Here is an 18835-nt window from a genome sequence, read left to right on the forward strand (position 1 = left end):
CGGCCTACTTCACCCGGACCGCCAACGTGGCCAGGACGGCGGCGTGGTCCGTGCCCGCCACCCGGCGGACAGAGTAGTCCGAACCCGTGATGTCCGGGCTCGTGACCAGATGGTCCAGCGTCACTCCGGGAAGGTAGAAGCCGCGCATCGGCCAGGTGGGGACCAGGCGGCTGCCCGCGGCTGCGGAGACGTCCACCAGTGGCCTTGTCCCGCCGCCCCCTGCCAGCAGTTCCCGGAACTCCCGGTGGTCGAGGGTGGCGTTGAAATCGCCCGCCAGCAGGAGCGGTCCCGCCCCGGCGTCGATCCGGTCCAGTGCCGCCAGGTCGCTGCGCCATTGGGCCAGGCCGTCATCCACCGGTGCGAGGGTATGGACGGCCACCACCCGCAGGGCCTCTTCCTGCCCGGCAGCCGACAGGTCGACGCTGACCACGGGCATCGTGAACGGGCTGTCGGGCACAACCCCCACCTCCCGGAGCGGAAACGAGGAAAAGACGGCAGCGCCGCCGGCCCTGCGCCCGGGATGCTCTACCTGGTAGGGGAGCAGGCCTGGCAAGCCTGCCGCGGACAGCCTGTCCGCCAGTTCCCGGGTGAATTCCGCGACCACCAGCAGGTCCACCTGGTGTTCCTCCACCAGGCCCACGATGCCGGCCGCGTCCGCCCTGCCCAACTCCGCATTGATGGCCATGGCCTTCACCTCCACCACCGGCTGGCCGGCGTGGGCAGTTTCAGGCACAGCCGCCGCCGGGGGAAACAGCCACAGCACCTGGACACCGAGAAGCGCCGCGGTCACCAGTTGCAGCGGCCTGCTGCGCGCAGGAAATGACAGCAGGAAGGCCACGGCGGCCGGCACCGTGAACCAGGGAACAAAGGCCAGCAACTGCACGGCCAGCACAGGCCAGTCAGCGGGAATGGCGCGCAGCAAGCCAATCAGGGCAACGGGAGCGGCGGCGGCTGCCGAGGCCCAGCGGAATGCCCGGGCGCCACGAAGCCGGGCGGGCGGGACCGGGGCCGCGTCAGTCATGCCTCCGATTGTAGGGACTGCCGGCGGGAAGCGGGCGGGGCTGAATGGAAACCTTCGCCTGATGGATAGTAGAATCGAAACCGGCTATGACCCGGCAATCACCGGTGAGCTTCCGGAAGAACACGCGGACGGGCTTGTCGAACCTGACATCCCCGGTACGCGCCAGTAGAACCGGACGGGTAAGCCCGTCACAGCAGTAATGAGTGGCCGTCGTAGCGTACGTTCCTTCCGGAACGCGCAACGCGGTAAGTGAGGTGGTACCGCGGTGAGCGTGGAGTCCGGCGGACAACACGGAAACCGTCCTCGCATCCTGAACGGAACAGAAGGCGCAAGCCGGCAGTTCGCCAAGCTCAACCCAGGATGTCGACATGACGTATTACCCCAAGGACTCAGCCAGTACTTCCACCAGCGGCAATGCCGGCGTGTCCGCCTCCGTGAGGTTCCCGGAGATCGAAGAGCGCATCCTGAAGTACTGGGACCAGGACGGCACCTTCCAGGCCAGCATCGACCAGCGCAGCGCCGACGCCCCCGGCGGTGAACCCGGCAGCAACGAGTTCGTGTTCTACGACGGCCCGCCCTTCGCCAACGGACTGCCGCACTACGGCCACCTCCTCACCGGCTACGCCAAGGACCTGGTGGGCCGGTACCAGACCCAGCGCGGCAAGCGCGTCGAGCGCCGCTTCGGCTGGGACACCCACGGGCTCCCCGCCGAACTGGAAGCCATGAAGCAGCTGGGCATGACGGACAAGACCCAGATCGAAGCCATGGGCATCGACAAGTTCAATGACGCCTGCCGGGCATCCGTCATGAAGTACGCCGACGAATGGCGCAGCTACGTCACCCGCCAGGCACGCTGGGTGGACTTCGACAACGACTACAAGACGCTCAACGTCGAGTACATGGAGTCGGTCCTCTGGGCTTTCAAGCAGCTGCATGAGAAGGGCCTGACCTACAACGGCTACCGCGTGCTTCCATACTGCTGGAAGGACGAGACGCCGCTGTCCAACCACGAGCTCCGCATGGACGACGACGTCTACAAGAACCGGCAGGACCAGACCGTCACGGTCACGTTCCCCATCACCGCCGGGCAGTCGGACCTGTCGAAGCAGCTCGCAGGCGTCCAGGCGCTCGCCTGGACCACCACGCCCTGGACCCTGCCCACCAACGCCGCGCTCGCCGTCGGCCCTTCCATCACCTACGCCGTACTGCCGGCCGGTCCGAACGGCATCAAGGCTGCGTCCGCGGACGCGCCCGTCACCGGCAGCTTCCTGCTGGCCGCCGACCTGGTGGGCAGCTACGCAAAGGACCTGGGCTATGACGGCTTCGAAGCCGCGCAGGCCGCCGTGGTGTCCACCCACACCGGCGCCGAGCTGGAGGGCCTGGCCTACGAGCCGCTGTGGCATGACTTTGCCGACAACGAAAAGTACGGCATGGAGAACGCCTGGCGCTTCCTGGCGGCCGATTACGTCACCACCACCGACGGCACGGGCATCGTGCACCAGGCCCCCGCCTACGGCGAGGACGACCAGAAGGTCTGCGAGGAAGCCGGGATCCCGGTGATCCTGTCCGTGGATGAAGGCGCCAAGTTCCTGCCCCTGTTCAAGCACGGCGACCTCCACGACATCGTGGGCCTGCAGGTCTTCGAGGCCAACAAACCCATCACCCAGGTCCTGCGCGCCCAGGGCCGGCTGGTCAAGCAGGCAAGCTACGAGCACAGCTACCCGCACTGCTGGCGGTGCCGCAACCCGCTGATCTACCGCGCCGTCTCCTCCTGGTACGTGGAGGTCACCAAGTTCAAGGACCGGATGTCCGAACTGAACCAGGAGATCAACTGGATCCCCGGCAACGTCAAGGACGGGCAGTTCGGCAAGTGGCTGGAAAACGCCCGTGACTGGTCCATCAGCCGCAACCGCTACTGGGGCAGCCCCATCCCGGTGTGGCAGTCCAGCGACCCCGAATACCCCCGCACCGACGTCTACGGCTCACTGGCGGAAATCGAGGCCGACTTCGGCCGGCTGCCCCTGAACAAGGACGGCCAGGTGGACCTGCACCGCCCCTTCATTGACGAACTCACCCGTCCCAACCCGGATGATCCGCGCACGCCCGAAGAAGGCCAGTCCGTCATGCGCCGGGTGGAGGACGTCCTGGACGTCTGGTTCGACTCCGGCTCCATGCCCTACGGCCAGGTGCACTACCCGTTCCAGAACGAAGCCTGGTTCGACACCCACAACCCGGCAGACTTCATCGTCGAATATATCGGTCAGACCCGCGGCTGGTTCTACATGCTGCACATCCTCTCAACGGCCCTGTTCGACCGGCCTGCGTTCCGGAACGTGATCAGCCACGGCATCGTGCTCGGCTCCGACGGGCAGAAGATGTCCAAGAGCCTGCGCAACTACCCGGACGTGTCCGAAGTGCTGGACCGCGACGGATCGGACGCCATGCGCTGGTTCCTGATGTCCAGCCCCATCCTGCGTGGCGGCAACCTGATCGTCACCGAGCAGGGCATCCGCGATGGCGTCCGGCAGGTCATCCTGCCGCTGTGGAACGTGTACAGCTTCTTCACGCTCTATACCAATGCCGCCAGCGGCGGCGCCGGCTATGACGCCCAGCTGCGGTACGACGGGTACACGGACACCCTGGACCAGTATTTGCTCGCCAACACCGGCGAACTGGTGCGGAACATGACCGGGCAGCTGGACACCTACGACATCTCCGGCGCGTGCGACGAGCTCCGCAGCTACCTGGACATGCTCACCAACTGGTACGTCCGCCGCAGCCGCCAGCGCTTCTTCGACGAGGACCGGGACGCCTTCGACGCCCTGTACACCGCCCTGGAGGCTGTCTCCCGTGCCGCCGCATCGCTGCTGCCGCTGGTCACCGAGGAAATCTGGCGCGGGCTCACCGGCGGCCGCTCCGTGCACTTGGCGGACTGGCCCGACGCCGCACTGTTCCCGGCCAACCCGGACCTGGTCCAGGCCATGGACCGGGTGCAGCAGATCTGCTCCACCGGTTCGTCCCTGCGCAAGGCAGCGAACCTGCGTGTCCGCCTGCCGCTCCAGGAACTCACCGTGGTGGCACCCGGTGCCGCTGCGCTGGAGGGCTTCGCCGCCGTCGTCGCGGACGAACTCAACATCCGCTCGGTCCGGCTGCTGGACGCCGCCACTGCTTCCCCCGAGGAGTTCGGCATCCAGCAGAAGCTGGTGGTCAACGCCCGCGCTGCCGGACCCCGCCTGGGCAAGAACGTCCAGGTGGCCATCAAGGGCTCCAAGTCCGGTGACTGGTCCGTGGATGATGCCGGCGTGGTGACCGCGGGCGGGCTCCAGCTGGAACCCCAGGAGTACACGCTGGAGACCGTCGTGGCAGAATCCGACGGCGGTTCGGCCTCCGTCGCAGTGCTTCCGGGCGGCGGCTTCGTGGTCCTCAACACCGAGGTCACACCGGAGCTCGAGGCCGAAGGCCTGGCACGCGACATGGTCCGCGCCATCCAGCAGGCCCGCAAGGACGCCGGACTCAACGTCAGCGACCGGATCCGTACCACGGTGACGGCACCGCAGAACGTGGTGGACGCCCTGCTGGCGAACGCGGGCCTGGTCAAGGGTGAAACGCTGACCGTGGACCTTGCTGCGGAACCTGCCGACCTGGCCGAACCCGCCGTCGCCGTCGAAAAAGTGGAGGCTTAGGACATGACCGATCATTTCTCAGTGGAAAGTGTCTACGCCGAACTGCTCGGCCGGGCACCGGAAAACAAGATGGAACCCCGGCTGGCTCCGCTCTTCCGGGCCATGGAGGTGCTGGGCGAACCCAACAAGGCGTACCCGATCATCCACGTGACGGGCACCAACGGCAAGACCTCCACCTCCCGCATGATCGAAGCCGTGCTCCGCGCACACGGGCTGAGCACGGGCCGCTACACCAGCCCGCACCTGTCCAAGGTCACCGAGCGCATCAGCATTGACGGGCATCCGGTCCCTGACGAGACGTTCGTCCGGATCTGGGACGAGATCCGCCCCTACCTGCAGATCGTGGACGCCGAACTGGAAGCGGAGGGGCAGCCGCGCCTCACGTACTTCGAGTGCCTTACCATCCTGGGCTTCGCTGTCTTCGCGGACCAGCCGGTCAACGTGGCCATCATCGAGGTGGGCCTGGGCGGCATCACCGACGCCACGAACGTAGGTGACGGCCAGGTCTCGGTCGTCACCCCGATTTCGCTGGACCACACCGACCTGCTGGGGGACACCCCCGGCGACATCGCACTGGAGAAAGCCGGAATCATCAAGCCGGGCGGCTACCTGGTGAGCGCAGCGCAGCCGCTGGACGCCGCGCAGGTGCTCCTCGAGAAAGCCAAGGACGTGGGCGTGCCGTTCCGCTTCGAGGGCGTGGAGTTCGGCGTGGAGTCCCGGAGCGTGGCGGTCGGCGGCCAGATGGTCACCATCCAGGGCATCGCCGGCCGGTACCCGGACCTGCTGGTGCCCCTGCACGGCGCCCACCAGGCCCAGAACGCTGCCGTGGCGGTGGCCGCGCTGGAGGCATTCTTCGGCGGGGAAAAGGAACTCAACTTCGAGGTGCTGCAGGAGGGCTTCGCCGCGGTGACGTCCCCCGGCCGGCTGGAAGTGGTGCGCACTGCGCCCACCATCATTGTGGACGCCGCCCACAACCCGGACGGCATCAAGGCGTCATCCGCCGCACTCCAGGAGGCCTTCACGTTCACCCGCCTGGTTCCCGTGGTGGGCGTGCTCAAGGAAAAGGACGCCGAGGAGATCCTGCGCCAGCTCAAGGAATCCCTGGGTGGCGTTGCCGAGGAATACTGCTTCACGCAGTCGAACTCTCCGCGCGCCGTTCCGGCCGCCGAACTCGCCGAACTGGCCGTTGACCTCGGCTTCGGCGAGGACAACGTGCACATCGCCGAGAAGCTGGACGACGCCCTTGAATGGGCGGTGGAGCGGGCCGAAGCCAATGACGACCTCTCCGGCGGCGTCCTGGTGACCGGCTCCATCACGCTGGTGGCGGAAGCCCGCATCCTGCTCGGAAAGACGGAGGCGTAAGGATGGCCCGGCTCACCAAGGCACAGCGGGAGTGGCATCCCGGCATGCCCAAGAAGCGCCGCTCCACCAAGGTCATGTTCGCCTCCACGGTGCTGCTCCTGGAAGCATTCGTGATGTTCTTCGCCACCCTGGCAGTATTCGGCCTGCGACGCGGCGAGTTTCCGCCGGCGCTGATCCTGGGCGTCGGCATCGGCCTGAGCGTGGTCATGGTCCTGGCGTGCGCAGTCCTGTCAAAGCCCTGGGGTATCGGCCTCGGCTGGATCCTGCAGATCGTGCTGGTCCTGACCGGTATCTTCGAGCCCGCCATGTTCCTCGTGGGGGCCTTGTTCGCACTTGCCTGGTGGTACGGAATCAGGACCGGCATCCGGCTGGACCGCGAAGCCGCCCAGCGGGAGCGCGAGCAGGCCGAGTGGGAAGCAGCCCACCCGGACCAGGCCGCCGGGCCCGGCCAGCCGCAGACCCCCTGAACCGGACTGAACCGACCGGACCCTGCCAGCGGGTCCCCGTAGACTTGTCCCGAAACCCCACCAACGCATTGGAGCAGTTGTGACCACTGAGCGCACCCTCGTCCTGATCAAGCCCGACGGCGTCGCCCGTAACCTCACCGGTGCCATCCTGGCCCGCGTCGAAGCCAAGGGATACACCCTTGCTGAATTGAAGAAGGTGGATGCCACCCGCGAACTGCTCGAGCAGCACTACGAGGAGCACGTTGGCAAGCCGTTCTACGAGCCGCTGGTTGAATTCATGCTCAGCGGGCCCGTGGTGGCGGCCGTCTTCGAGGGCCACCGCGTCATCGAAGGCTTCCGCTCGCTGGCCGGCACTACCGATCCCACGACGGCGGCCCCGGGCACCATCCGCGGCGACTTCGGCCGGGACTGGGGCCTGAAGGTCCAGCAGAACCTGGTGCACGGCTCCGACTCCACCGATTCAGCCGAGCGCGAGATCAAGATCTGGTTCTAAAGGACCTGAACGAAGCAAAGGAAAGGCCGGTGTTCATTAGAACACCGGCCTTCCCTTTGCTGTCGTTGCGGCTAGAAACCTGACGTCCCGGCGAACACCTGGATGAACGCGAAGAAGATGCTGGCGGCCACGGCCACGTAGAGCAGGGCCACGATGATCCAGCCGGAATCAGCCACCAGGCGCGCAGCGCCGGTGCGGATGGGGATGATGCCGGCGCTGATGTTCCGGATGGTCACCCAGATGAAGAGGGGGATCATGGCGGCCCACACGATCATGCAGAAGGGACACAGGATGTGGATGTCGTAGAGGGCCTGCGACCACAGCCACACCACGAAGGCGAATCCGAGCGTGACGCCCGTCTGCAGGCCCACCCAGAACCAGCGGGCAAAGGTGGCGCCGGACAGCAGTGCCATGCCCACGGTGATGATGACGGCGAACGCCACGATCCCGATAAACATGTTGGGGAAGCCGAACAGGGAGCTCTGCCAGGTCTTCATCACATCCCCGCAGGAAATCCAGGGATTGACGTCGCATACTGTGGTGTGGTTCGGGTCCTGGAGCACGGCAAGCTTTTCCAGGACCAGCGTTCCCGAGGCCAGCCAGCCGACGGCGCCGGTGATCACCAGCAGCCAGCCGAAAGGCCGGTTGCGGGCCATGAAGGGCACGGCTGCGGAACTGCTGTCCGGGCCGGTGGTCCGGTCCGCGGCTTCGGTGCCGCTGGCGGGGGAGATGCTGGGCATTGGTATGGCGTCCTTTTCGTCCGGTGCTCCTTGCCCGATTGTAACGCCGCGGGCTGGAAGCCATTCCCAGGAAATAGGGCAGCAGCCTCCGCCTCCGCCGTGATTTAGTCCGGATGTGAGAGAATGAACCTGGCTGGAAGCCGATCCACATTCGGACTCCGGTCCGGTGGACTGTTCTCAAGACCGCCAATGATGAGCAGGGCAGGCTTCGAAGGCTGACGGCACTCCCGCGACTCCATTGGACGGCACCTGGTTGTGGCATGTAGAACAACGGGTTTCAGGACATCCCCCGGCTCCCACGGGCTGCCGCACCCCAATGCCGGTGCGAACCTGGGAGTATCCACTTGACTTCTGTCAACGCCTGCGGGTTTTGACAATATGTGCCCCAGTGGGTGCCGGATGTGGCGGTACGTCAGGGGCAGGAGTGTAGCTGCATATGGAAAACGAGCAAGACCTGGCCGTTAACGGCGATGCGGCGGCCACGGAGGCCCCCGTCGCACCCAAGCGGACCCGCCGCAAGGCGGCGCCGAAAACCGACGACGCCGGTACCGCCGGCGAAGGCACCGTTCCGGCCGACGCCGCCACCGCGGAGAACGTTGAGGCTGCGGCCGAGGAAACCAAGGCGCCGGCCCGCCGCACCCGCGCCCGTAAAAAGGTTGACGCGGCGGAGCCCCTCCCGGCCTTCGCCGGGGATGCCGCAGAGACTGCAGCCGCAGAGACTGCAGCTGCTGGGACTGACACGGTGGAGGGCGCGCCTGCTGCTTCGGAAGCGGAAGCAGCAGAGAAACCCGTCCGCCGCCGTCGGGTTGCCACCCGGAAGGCCGCTGCCCCGGCAGCCGAAGCTGCAGCAGCGCCCGCTGCGGAAGCTGCCCCGGCGGAAGCTGCTCCGGCGCAACGGGAGCCGGCAACTGCCGGCGAGGCGGTAGAAACCGGTGCCTCCGCCGCAGCGTCTGCCGAGGAGCAATCACCTGAGGCAGCGCCGGAAGAGGCACCCGCAGCCCAGGACGCCGGCCAGGCGCCGTCGGACGCGGCCGCTGCAGGCGATGCGCCGCAACACGCCGCTGCAGGGGAACCCGCCGAAACGGAGGAGCCTGCGAAGGAAGCTGCCAGCCCCTTTGCCTCTCTGTTCCTGGAACCGGCTTCCCCCACTTCCGTACTGTTCCAGGCCCCGGACCTGAGCACTGTGGTGCGCCCGGCTCCGGCCGTCCCGGAGGATGTGGAAGAGGACGACGCCGAGGACGGAGACGCCGACGATTCCGCCGGCCGCCGCAGGCGCCGCAGCCGAGGCCGCCGCAGCCGCAGCCGCCTCGAAGATCGTGACGCGGAGGCTGCCACTGACGGCGAAGCCGGCGACGACGCCGAAGCGGAGGGCGACGAAGCGTCCGCGCTCCTGGAAGAGGGCGTCACATCCCGCCGGCGGCGCCGGCGGCGCCGCGGTGACCAGGACCTCGAACTGACCGGCGGCGGGGATGACGATCCCCCCAACACCGTCACCCGTGTCCGCGCCCCGCGCGCGGTGACCGAGCAGGCCGCCAGTAACCGCGTGACCAGCGTCAAGGGTTCCACCCGGCTGGAAGCGAAGAAGCAGCGCCGGCGTGAGTCCCGCGATACCGGCCGCCGCCGCACGGTGATCACCGAGGCCGAGTTCCTGGCGCGCAGGGAATCCGTGGACCGCCAGATGATCGTCCGCCAGCGCGACGACAGAATCCAGATCGCGGTCCTCGAGGACGGTGTCCTCGCCGAGCACTTCGTCTCCAAGACCCAGCAGGACTCGCTGATCGGCAACGTCTACCTGGGCAAGGTCCAGAACGTGCTGCCCTCCATGGAGGCAGCATTCGTTGACATCGGGCGCGGTCGCAACGCCGTCCTGTATGCCGGCGAGGTCAACTGGGAGGCCGTCAACCTCGAAGGCAAGCAGCGCCGCATCGAAAACGCCCTTAAGTCAGGCGACACCGTCCTGGTCCAGGTCACCAAGGACCCGGTCGGCCACAAGGGCGCACGCCTGACCAGCCAGATCTCGCTGCCCGGCCGTTACCTTGTGTACGTTCCCGGCGGGTCCATGACTGGCATCTCACGCAAGCTGCCCGACGTCGAACGCAACCGGCTTAAGCGCATCCTCAAGGACCGCCTCCCGGAGCAGGCCGGCGTCATTGTGCGCACCGCGGCCGAAGGGGCGTCCGAGGAAGAGCTGACGCACGACATCAACCGGCTCCGCGCCCAGTGGGAAGGCATCGAAAGCCAGTCCACCTCTACCAAGGTCCTGGCTCCCGAACTGCTGTACGGCGAACCGGACCTCACCATCAAGGTTGTGCGCGACGTCTTCAACGAGGACTTCTCCAAGCTGATTGTGTCCGGTGAAGAGGCTTGGGACACCATCGAGGCCTACGTCACCTACGTTGCCCCGGACCTGGTGGGCCGCCTTGAGAAGTGGATCAAGGACCAGGACATCTTCGCCGCCTGGCGAATCGACGAGCAAATCCACAAGGCCCTGGAACGGAAGGTCTTCCTGCCGTCCGGCGGTTCCCTGGTGATCGACCGCACCGAAGCCATGACCGTGGTGGACGTCAATACGGGCAAGTTCACGGGCAGCGGCGGCAACCTTGAGGAAACCGTCACCAAGAACAACCTCGAAGCAGCCGAGGAAGTGGTGCGCCAGCTCCGCCTCCGGGACATCGGCGGCATCATCGTCATCGACTTCATCGACATGGTCCTGGAATCGAACCGGGACCTGGTCTTGCGCCGCCTGGTGGAATGCCTGGGCCGCGACCGCACCAAGCACCAGGTTGCCGAAGTCACGTCCCTGGGCCTGGTCCAGATGACCCGGAAGCGCATGGGCACCGGGCTCCTGGAGGTCTTTGGCGAGCAGTGCGAGGCCTGCGCCGGACGCGGCGTCGTCACCCACGACGACCCCGTGGAGCACCGCCGCGCCAACATCGTTGCTGCCGAGCACCACGTGCAGCGCACCGACAGCCGGCCTGACGCCCGTGCCGAAAGCCACCGGAACGAGGGCCAGCGGACCGACAGCAGCCAGCCCGGGGGACGCCCGGACCGCAAGCGGCGGCGCGGACGCGGCGGCCAGCAGCCCGATGTTGCGCCGGCGCCCGCTGTGCATGTCCACACCGTCCACCCGGACCCGGCCGACGCCGAGCGCCACGCCAAGGCTGAAGCCACCAGGCTGGCCCTTGCCAACATCGCGGCGGCTGCGCATGCGGCGCACCTGCATGACGACGAGGTCGCGGCGGCGAGGCAGGCCCAGTCGGCCCAGCCCGCGGCGCCTGCCGTGGAAGAGAAGCACGACGCCGGTACCCCGCCACGGCCTGCGGCTGTCCTGACCTTCGGCGGCGAGAAGGTTGCCCTGCCCTTCGTGGAGCACGCGGAAGAGCAGCCGCCCCGCCCTGCCCTCACCCTGGACAGGCTCGCGGAAGCCTTCGCCCACCTGGGCGAAACGGCGCCTGCCGCCGAAACCCCCGCGGAAGAACCGGAAGCCAGGCAACCCGAGGCCAGCCCTGGCGAGGCGGAGCAGCCGGTTCCTGCAGAAGCGGAGAAGGACTGGTCTGACCACACGGTGGACCAGTCCCGCCAGCGCCGGCCGCGGCGCAACCGCAGCGCCAGCCGCGCCCAGGGTGCAGCCAACGAAACCAGCGTGCAGCAGCACGAGAACGTTCCGGCACCCAGCGCCGGACACAGCCATGCTGCCAAGGCCCCGGAAACCGGATCGGCCTCACAGGAACGCAAGGAAGGCGCGCCCAAGCCCGCCGAGGCGCCCATCATCCTGGGCGTCGGGGTTCCTGCCTCTGAGCTCTAAGCCCAGGCAGGGCCACTGTGTGACCCGGGAAGTCCCCGCCTTATGGGCCGTTCCCCTCCGTATTCCGGGGGGAACGGCCCATAAGGCGGGGACTTCCTGCGTGCGGTGGCTGTCACTTTTCCCGGCTCCCAGGTCAGCGGCTAGGCTGGGTAACCGACACGGGGTGCCGCGCGAAGGGCCGGCTGAGATCCAGACCCGTTGAACCTGTCCGGCTAGTACCGGCGAAGGGATGTCCTTTGTCTTCGACCCTCTTTATGCCCGCGGAAACTTCCCAGCCCGGCGCCGTCCCGGATGCAACCGTCCAGGCCGCGCCCGGCCAGCCAGCGCTGCGCCGGGACGTGCCGCGCGTCCTGTCCATTGCCGGTTCGGACCCGTCCGGCGGCGCCGGCATCCAGGCGGACCTGAAAAGCATTGCGGCGCACGGCGGCTACGGCATGGCTGCCATCGCCGCCCTCACCGCGCAGAACACCCGCGGCGTGGCTGCCGTCCACCTGCCGCCCGCGTCATTCCTCGCCTGCCAGCTGGATGCCATCAGTGACGACATCAGCATCGATGCCGTCAAAATCGGCATGCTGGGCGACGCCGGAGTAATCGCCACAGTCCGGACCTGGCTGGAGAAGGTGCGTCCCGCCGTCGTGGTCCTCGACCCGGTAATGGTGGCCACCAGCGGTGACCGGTTGCTTCAGGAATCCGCCGAGGCGGCGCTCCGCGATCTGCTGCCGCTGGCCCACCTCATCACCCCGAACCTGGCCGAACTTGCCATGCTCGTGGGCGAAGAACCCCGGGATTCCTGGGCCGGGGCCCTGGAGCAAGGGCGGAAGCTGGCCGATGCCACCGGAGCAACCGTGCTGGTGAAGGGCGGCCACCTGCCAGATGCGCAATGCCCGGACGCACTGGTGAACACCACCGGCCTGCTGCGGGCGGAGGTCATCGAGGTACCGGGGGAGCGGGTGGCCACCAGGAACAGCCACGGAACGGGGTGCTCGCTGTCCTCTGCAATGGCCACGGTGCAGGCGCGGCGGGGGGACTGGGAGGCGTCGCTGCGGGAAGTGAAGCCCTGGCTGGCGGGGGCGCTCGCGGACTCCGCCCGGCTTGAGGTAGGGGCCGGCAACGGGCCCGTGCACCACTTCCACCACCTGCGGGCCGTTCCGCAGCCGGGGTCATTCGAAGCCCTGCTCCGGACTGAAGCTGAAGCGGACCTGGACGCCATCTACAGCCTGGACTTCATCCGCGGCCTGGTCTCGGGCAGCCTGCCGGAAAAGGAGTTTGCCTATTACCTGGCCCAGGATGCCATCTACCTGAACGGCTACTCCCGCGTGCTGGCACGGGCAAGCGCCCTGGCCCCCACGGAGGCGGAGCAGCTGTTCTGGGCCGGATCCGCGCAGCAGTGCCTGGAGGTTGAGTCCGAGCTGCACCGGTCCTGGCTCAGCTCGCGTCCCGTCCAGGCCGAACTTGGCTCCGTAACAAAGTCCTACGTCGACCACCTCATGGCGGCCTCGGCGTCGGGCAGTTATGCGGTGCTTGCCGCGGCTGTCCTGCCGTGCTTCTGGCTGTATGCAGAGGTGGGCAGGACCCTCCACGCCCAGTTCCTCGCCGCGGGCGAACCGGCAGGCCACCCCTACGCGGAGTGGCTCCGGACGTACGCTGACGAGGACTTCGCCGAAGCGACCCGGAAGGCCATTGCCATTGTGGATGCGGCCGGGCGGAGCGGCTCGGACGCCGAGCGGGCAGCCATGGTCACGGCCTTCAAGCAGTCCTGCCGCCTGGAAGTGGACTTTTTCGACGCGCCGCGGCTGCACGCCTGAGCCTGTGGCGCCCGTCCCGCCGGTACCATGGTTGGTGCGCGGCCCCGCCGTCCGGCCGGCCTGTGGTTCCTATCACAGCCGGCGCGCAGGAGCCAGCCTCATTTGCGGCCGAAGACAAAATTAGCGTAGTCTAGTTCTTCGGTGCTTACGCCAACACTTGGGTTATGACCCCACGGCGTTGAGGCACAGCGAGAAGCCAGCCTGTTAGAGCCGGTTCCGCACGCAAATTTAGTTAGAAACGTCGAGAGAAGTGAGTTCCCAAGTGGTGTACGCGATTGTCCGCGCAGGCGGCCGCCAAGAGAAGGTTTCCGTCGGAGACTTCGTTACCCTGAACCGCGTCGCCGGTGGGGCTGGCAGCACCATTCAGCTGCCCGCACTGCTCCTGGTTGACGGTGACAAGGTCACCTCTGCCGCTGCTGACCTGGCCAAGGTAACTGTTACGGCTGAGATCCTGAACGACCTCCGTGGTCCGAAGATTGTGATCCAGAAGTTCAAGAACAAGACCGGTTACAAGAAGCGCCAGGGTCACCGCCAGGAACTGACCAAGGTCAAGATCACTGGTATCCAGTAACCTTCGTTACTGTTCAGGTTTTTAGCAGATCCCCAGAACTTAGAGGCAGGCATTTCAAATGGCACATAAAAAGGGCGCGAGCTCCACTCGCAACGGTCGTGATTCCAACGCTCAGTACCTCGGCGTAAAGCGCTTCGGCGGCCAGGTTGTTTCCGCCGGCGAGATCATCGTCCGCCAGCGCGGCACCCACTTCCACCCGGGCGCCGGCGTGGGCCGTGGCGGCGACGACACCCTGTTCGCACTGACCCCGGGCGCCGTTGAATTCGGTACCCGCCGCGGTCGCCGCGTCGTCAACATCGTTGCTGCTGCAGCTGCAGAGTAACAACCAGCATTAAAGCGGTGGAGCGGGCCTGATGGCCCGCTCCACTGTTCTTTTAACCGCATTACAATCGTGATGGCGCTTTCGGCGCCGCGAAAACAGCACTGAGGAGATTTACGTGGCCAGCTTTGTAGACCGGGTAGTACTGCACGTATCCGGCGGTAGCGGCGGCCACGGGTGCGTCTCCGTCCACCGCGAGAAGTTCAAGCCCCTCGGCGGGCCCGACGGCGGCAACGGCGGCAATGGCGGCGACGTCATCCTGCGCGTGGACCACCAGACCACCACCCTCCTGGACTACCACCACGCACCGCACCGCCACGCCACCAACGGCGGCCCCGGCATGGGCGACTGGCGCGGCGGCAAGAACGGGGAAACCCTCGTCCTGCCTGTTCCCGACGGCACCGTGGTCAAGTCCAAGGACGGCGCCGTCCTTGCCGACCTCGTGGGCGAAGGCGCCGAGTATGTGGCCGCGGCCGGCGGCATCGGCGGCCTGGGCAACGCTGCCCTCGCATCCCAGAAGCGCCGTGCGCCGGGCTTCGCGCTGCTCGGCATCGAGGGCGAGTCCCGGGACGTCGTCCTGGAACTGAAGTCCATCGCTGACATCGCGCTTGTCGGGTTCCCGTCAGCGGGCAAATCAAGCCTCATCGCCGCCATGTCAGCCGCCCGCCCCAAAATCGCCGACTACCCGTTTACCACCCTGGTGCCCAACCTGGGTGTGGTGCAGGCAGGGGACGTCCGCTTCACCATTGCCGACGTTCCCGGGCTGATCGAGGGTGCCAGCGAAGGCAAGGGCCTCGGCCACAACTTCCTGCGCCACGTGGAGCGCTGCGCCGCGCTGGTCCACGTCCTTGACTGCGGCACCCTGGAATCGGACCGCGACCCCCTCAGCGACCTCGCCATCATCGAGGCCGAGCTCGAAAAGTACGCCGTGGACATGAGCTACGCCGGCCAGGACGGCGAGGTGGTTCCGCTGAACCACCGGCCCCGCCTGGTTGCCCTCAACAAGGTGGACCTGCCGGACGGCAAGGACATGGCGGAATTTGTCCGGCCGGAGCTGGAATCCCGCGGATACCGGGTGTTCGAGGTGTCCGCCACCAGCCATGAAGGCCTCCGCCAGCTCGGTTTTGCCATGGCAGAAATCGTCAAGGCTGCCCGGGACGCAGTGGCAGCTGCGCCGCCCAAGGTGCAGCCTGCCGTGCTGCGGCCCCGCGCCGTCAACGAAACCGGCTTCCGGATCCGCCGCGAGGAAAAGAACCTCGAGCCGCTGTTCCGCGTCCTGGGCGAAAAGCCCGTGCGCTGGGTCAAGCAGACCGATTTCACCAACGAGGAAGCCATCGGCTACCTCGCCGACCGCCTGGCGAAGCTCGGCGTGGAAACGGAACTGTTCAAGCAGGGCGCCAAGCCCGGCGACACCGTGGTGATCGGCGAGGATGACGGCGTCGTCTTCGACTGGGAGCCCACCATGATGGCGGGCGCCGAACTCCTGGCCTCGCCACGCGGCACGGATGTCCGTTTTGCCGATATCGGCGACCGGCCCACCCGCAACCAGAAGCGTGAGGAACAGCAGGAACGCAAGGATGCCAAGGCCGCCGCGCGCGCTGAACTCGAAGCTGAGCGTAAGGCCGGCATCTGGACTGAGTCCGTGAGCAGCCGCCGCGTTGCCAAGCCGCTCAAGGAGAGTGGACTGGACGCAGACAATGAGTTCTAGGGCTGCGGCCACGGAACCGGTCACCGGTTCCGTGGACAGGAGCGTGCTGGCCAACGCCCGGCGGGTGGTGGTGAAAGTCGGTTCGTCGTCGCTGACCAGCATCAAGGGCGGCATCTCGGAGGAGTCGCTCACCGCCCTCGCCGACGCCCTGGCCGCCAAGCGCAACGCGGGCACGGAACTGATCCTGGTGTCCTCCGGTGCCATTGCCGCCGGGCTGGCCCCGCTGGGCCTTGCCAAGCGGCCGCGGGACCTTGCAACCCAGCAGGCCGCGGCCAGCGTGGGGCAGGGACTGCTGATGGCCCGCTACACGCAGGCCTTCGGCGCGCACGGCGTGACGGTCAGCCAGGTGCTGCTCACCGCTGAAGACCTGATGCGCCGCAGCCAGCACACCAACGCCTTCCGGGCCCTTGACCGGCTCCTGAACCTGGGCGTGGTTCCGGTCGTGAATGAAAATGACACCGTGGCCACGCACGAAATCCGGTTTGGCGACAACGACCGCCTCGCGGCCCTGGTGGCCCACCTGGTCCGGGCCGACGCACTGGTGCTGCTGTCCGACGTCGACTCGCTCTACGATGGCCCGCCGTCGCTCGGGGCAAAGCGGATTCCCCTGGTCGAAGGCCCCCATGACCTCGAAGGCGTCACCATCGGCAAGGCCGGCAAAGCCGGCGTCGGCACCGGCGGCATGATGACCAAGGTGGAGGCCGCTACCATGGCCGCCGGTTCCGGCATCCACGCCCTGGTCACCTCCACGCCCAACGCGGCCGCCGCCCTGAACGGCGAGGATGTGGGCACCTGGTTCACGGTCAACGGGGCACGCAAGCCTGTGCGTCTCCTCTGGCTGGCGCACGTGGCGTCTGTGCAGGGCCGCCTGGTCCTGGACGACGGCGCGGTGCGGGCCGTCCGGCACCACCGCACCTCCCTGCTGCCGGCGGGCATTTCAGCTGTGCACGGGGATTTTGAAGCGGGCGACGCCGTTGAGATCGCAGGTGCCGACGGCACCGTGGTGGCGCGCGGGCTGGTGAATTACTCGTCCGTGGAATTGCCCCGCATGCTCGGCCGGTCCACCCGGGACCTTGGGGAGGAACTGGGCACCGGCTACGACCGCGAAGTTGTTCATGTTGACGACCTGGTTCTGGTCTGAGCCGCGGGCTCGCCTAAACTGGGAACATGACTGAGGCCCTGATTTCCAACACTGCTGACAATTCCGTAGACGCTGCCGCTGCCGGTGCGCAGCCGGTCACGCCTGCAGCAGCGCCGGAATCCGCTTCGGTTCCGCTCTCCGATGCGGACGTCCAGGCCGCAGTCCACGCCATCGCGGATCGCTCACGCACCGCCGCCCGCCGGATGGCCATGGCCAACCGTGCCTGGAAGGACCGGGCGCTGCGGGCAGTGGGCGCCGCCCTGGAGGAGAACGCCCAGGCAATCCTGGCCGCCAACGCCAGGGACGTCGCCGCCGGCAAGGCCAACGGCACCTCTGCTGCCATGCTTGACCGCTTGACCCTGACCGAGGCCCGTATCGCCGGGCTGGTGGCAGCACTGGAAAACCTGGCCAACCTGCCGGACCCCGTCGGCAACGTGGTCCGCGGCCAGACCCTGCCCAACGGCCTGCGCCTGCGCCAGGTGAATGTCCCCATGGGCGTGGTGGCCGCCATCTACGAAGCCCGCCCCAACGTCACCGTTGACATCGCCGGCCTGGCCCTCAAGAGCGGCAACGCCGTGATCCTGCGCGGCGGCAGCGCTGCGGAGGCCACCAACGAGGTGCTGGTGCGGGTGCTGCGCGAGGCCCTCGAATCCGTGGGCCTGCCTGCCGACGCCGTGCAGACCGTGGACCCGTACGGACGCGCCGGCGCCAACGTCCTCATGCGGGCCCGCGGCAGGGTGGACGTCCTGATTCCCCGCGGCGGCCGCGACCTCATCCAGACAGTGGTCAATAACTCCGCCGTCCCCGTCATCGAGACGGGGGAGGGCAACGTGCATATCTTCATTGACGAATCAGCCGGCGAAGAGATGGCCGTGGAGATCCTGCTCAACGCCAAGACCCAGCGGCCCAGCGTCTGCAACACTGTTGAAACGCTCCTGGTCCACTCCGGGTCCACCGTGCTGCCCGCCGTCGCTGCCGCCTTGAGCAAGGCCGGGGTACGGCTGCACGCGGACGACCGCATCCGCGCCGCCCTGCCTGACTCCATCGAGTCGGAACCGGCGACGGATGAGGACTGGGGCACGGAGTACATGAACCTCGACCTGGCGGTGGCCATGGTGGACAGCCTCGATGAGGCCGTCAGCCACATCCGTGCCTGGTCCACCGGCCACACCGAGGCCATCCTCACCAACAACCTGGCCAACGCTGAACGGTTCATCGCCGAAGTTGATTCGGCAGCCGTCATCGTCAACGCGTCCACGCGGTTCACCGACGGCGGGGAACTGGGGCTGGGTGCCGAGGTGGGCATTTCCACGCAGAAACTGCATGCCCGCGGTCCGATGGGCCTGACCGAACTCACCACCACCAAGTGGATCGTGCAGGGCGAGGGCCAAGTCCGCGGGTAGCAACGCGGTAACATAGACCAGACGCCAGAAAGCAGCGGACTTTTCCGCTGCCACCAACCTTTGAAACTCTAGGGGAGAACATGCTGCTCCAGCAGATCGCCATGACCGTCGCCGAAGGCGAAGAACACGAACTCGCTCCGTTGTGGGCTGAGCCGTGGGTCTTCGGCGTGGTTATCTTCGCCATCTTCCTGGTGCTGATGTTCGTCACACTCTCCTATAAGAACCTGGGCAACCGCCACTCTGCCACCGAAGAGCACGCGGATCCGCACCGCCAGCACCCGAACAAGCACGATCACGGGCAGGGCCACTAACATCTC

Annotated in this window: 14 protein-coding genes and 1 riboswitch; of the genes, 12 read left to right on the forward strand and 2 right to left on the reverse strand. The window is 67.2% G+C overall.

The annotated features are described in order from the left end of the window. Positions 1 to 4: 4 nt before the first annotated feature. On the reverse strand, positions 5 to 1021 hold the full coding sequence (locus AC5RUO_RS07625) for an endonuclease/exonuclease/phosphatase family protein (RefSeq protein ID WP_494103177.1): 1017 nt from the start codon (positions 1019 to 1021) through the stop codon (positions 5 to 7). 368 nt (positions 1022 to 1389) lie between these two features. Here AC5RUO_RS07625 and ileS point away from each other — a divergent pair, with 368 nt between their 5' ends. The 4 genes from ileS (at position 1390) to ndk (ending at position 7026) form a co-directional block, all read left to right on the forward strand. Next, on the forward strand, positions 1390 to 4704 hold the full coding sequence (gene ileS, locus AC5RUO_RS07630; protein ID WP_494103178.1) for an isoleucine--tRNA ligase: 3315 nt from the start codon (positions 1390 to 1392) through the stop codon (positions 4702 to 4704). A gap of 3 nt (positions 4705 to 4707) precedes the next feature. Beyond that, positions 4708 to 6066, forward strand: coding sequence for a bifunctional folylpolyglutamate synthase/dihydrofolate synthase (locus AC5RUO_RS07635; RefSeq protein WP_494103179.1), 1359 nt, complete (start codon positions 4708 to 4710; stop codon positions 6064 to 6066). 2 nt (positions 6067 to 6068) lie between these two features. Beyond that, positions 6069 to 6533 carry a DUF4233 domain-containing protein gene (locus tag AC5RUO_RS07640; RefSeq protein ID WP_494103180.1) on the forward strand — a complete coding sequence of 155 codons (465 nt, stop codon included), beginning with the start codon at positions 6069 to 6071 and terminating at the stop codon, positions 6531 to 6533. 79 nt (positions 6534 to 6612) lie between these two features. Continuing rightward, a complete protein-coding gene (gene ndk / locus AC5RUO_RS07645) occupies positions 6613 to 7026 on the forward strand; it encodes a nucleoside-diphosphate kinase (protein WP_494009393.1) in 414 nt (137 codons plus the stop codon). 71 nt (positions 7027 to 7097) lie between these two features. Here the strand turns inward: ndk and AC5RUO_RS07650 are convergent, their stop codons facing one another. Then, on the reverse strand, positions 7098 to 7766 hold the full coding sequence (locus AC5RUO_RS07650) for a vitamin K epoxide reductase family protein (protein ID WP_494103181.1): 669 nt from the start codon (positions 7764 to 7766) through the stop codon (positions 7098 to 7100). Positions 7767 to 8202: 436 nt separating this feature from the next. Between AC5RUO_RS07650 and AC5RUO_RS07655 the strand changes: the two genes are divergently transcribed. From AC5RUO_RS07655 to AC5RUO_RS07690, 8 genes are all read left to right on the forward strand, one after another. Next, positions 8203 to 11571 (forward strand): Rne/Rng family ribonuclease, encoded by a 3369-nt coding sequence (locus tag AC5RUO_RS07655; RefSeq protein WP_494103182.1) that lies wholly within the window; start codon positions 8203 to 8205, stop codon positions 11569 to 11571. 149 nt (positions 11572 to 11720) lie between these two features. Further along, a riboswitch (TPP riboswitch) is annotated at positions 11721 to 11818 on the forward strand. A 7-nt stretch (positions 11819 to 11825) separates the two neighbouring features. Beyond that, entirely contained in the window at positions 11826 to 13376 is a 1551-nt protein-coding gene (thiD, locus tag AC5RUO_RS07660; protein ID WP_494103183.1) for a bifunctional hydroxymethylpyrimidine kinase/phosphomethylpyrimidine kinase, read from the forward strand. A gap of 262 nt (positions 13377 to 13638) precedes the next feature. Then, entirely contained in the window at positions 13639 to 13947 is a 309-nt protein-coding gene (gene rplU, locus AC5RUO_RS07665) for a 50S ribosomal protein L21 (RefSeq protein ID WP_142045052.1), read from the forward strand. A 58-nt stretch (positions 13948 to 14005) separates the two neighbouring features. After that, positions 14006 to 14269, forward strand: a complete 264-nt coding sequence (gene rpmA / locus AC5RUO_RS07670; RefSeq protein WP_009372867.1) for a 50S ribosomal protein L27 — start codon at positions 14006 to 14008, stop codon at positions 14267 to 14269. Positions 14270 to 14384: 115 nt separating this feature from the next. Then, positions 14385 to 15974 carry a GTPase ObgE gene (gene obgE / locus AC5RUO_RS07675; protein ID WP_494009389.1) on the forward strand — a complete coding sequence of 530 codons (1590 nt, stop codon included), beginning with the start codon at positions 14385 to 14387 and terminating at the stop codon, positions 15972 to 15974. Then, a complete protein-coding gene (gene proB / locus AC5RUO_RS07680) occupies positions 15964 to 17115 on the forward strand; it encodes a glutamate 5-kinase (protein WP_494009388.1) in 1152 nt (383 codons plus the stop codon). Before obgE ends, proB begins: the two co-directional genes overlap by 11 nt. 26 nt (positions 17116 to 17141) lie before the next feature. Beyond that, complete coding sequence (locus AC5RUO_RS07685; RefSeq protein ID WP_494050617.1) at positions 17142 to 18518, forward strand: glutamate-5-semialdehyde dehydrogenase; 1377 nt, start codon at positions 17142 to 17144, stop codon at positions 18516 to 18518. A gap of 80 nt (positions 18519 to 18598) precedes the next feature. Continuing rightward, complete coding sequence (locus AC5RUO_RS07690) at positions 18599 to 18829, forward strand: hypothetical protein (RefSeq protein WP_494009386.1); 231 nt, start codon at positions 18599 to 18601, stop codon at positions 18827 to 18829. The last annotated feature ends 6 nt before the right edge of the window (positions 18830 to 18835 follow it).

Source organism: Arthrobacter sp. Y3221087, from assembly GCF_059089905.1.

What these genes read in the sequence shown, in the direction of transcription:
- AC5RUO_RS07625 (WP_494103177.1), bottom strand. Translation starts at nt 1,021, where the DNA reads ATGACTGACGCGGCCCCGGTCCCGCCCGCCCGGCTTCGTGGCGCCCGG.
- ileS (WP_494103178.1), top strand. Translation starts at nt 1,390, where the DNA reads ATGACGTATTACCCCAAGGACTCAGCCAGTACTTCCACCAGCGGCAAT.
- AC5RUO_RS07635 (WP_494103179.1), top strand. Translation starts at nt 4,708, where the DNA reads ATGACCGATCATTTCTCAGTGGAAAGTGTCTACGCCGAACTGCTCGGC.
- AC5RUO_RS07640 (WP_494103180.1), top strand. Translation starts at nt 6,069, where the DNA reads ATGGCCCGGCTCACCAAGGCACAGCGGGAGTGGCATCCCGGCATGCCC.
- AC5RUO_RS07650 (WP_494103181.1), bottom strand. Translation starts at nt 7,766, where the DNA reads ATGCCCAGCATCTCCCCCGCCAGCGGCACCGAAGCCGCGGACCGGACC.
- AC5RUO_RS07655 (WP_494103182.1), top strand. Translation starts at nt 8,203, where the DNA reads ATGGAAAACGAGCAAGACCTGGCCGTTAACGGCGATGCGGCGGCCACG.
- thiD (WP_494103183.1), top strand. Translation starts at nt 11,826, where the DNA reads ATGCCCGCGGAAACTTCCCAGCCCGGCGCCGTCCCGGATGCAACCGTC.
- rpmA (WP_009372867.1), top strand. Translation starts at nt 14,006, where the DNA reads ATGGCACATAAAAAGGGCGCGAGCTCCACTCGCAACGGTCGTGATTCC.
- proB (WP_494009388.1), top strand. Translation starts at nt 15,964, where the DNA reads ATGAGTTCTAGGGCTGCGGCCACGGAACCGGTCACCGGTTCCGTGGAC.
- AC5RUO_RS07685 (WP_494050617.1), top strand. Translation starts at nt 17,142, where the DNA reads ATGACTGAGGCCCTGATTTCCAACACTGCTGACAATTCCGTAGACGCT.
- AC5RUO_RS07690 (WP_494009386.1), top strand. Translation starts at nt 18,599, where the DNA reads ATGCTGCTCCAGCAGATCGCCATGACCGTCGCCGAAGGCGAAGAACAC.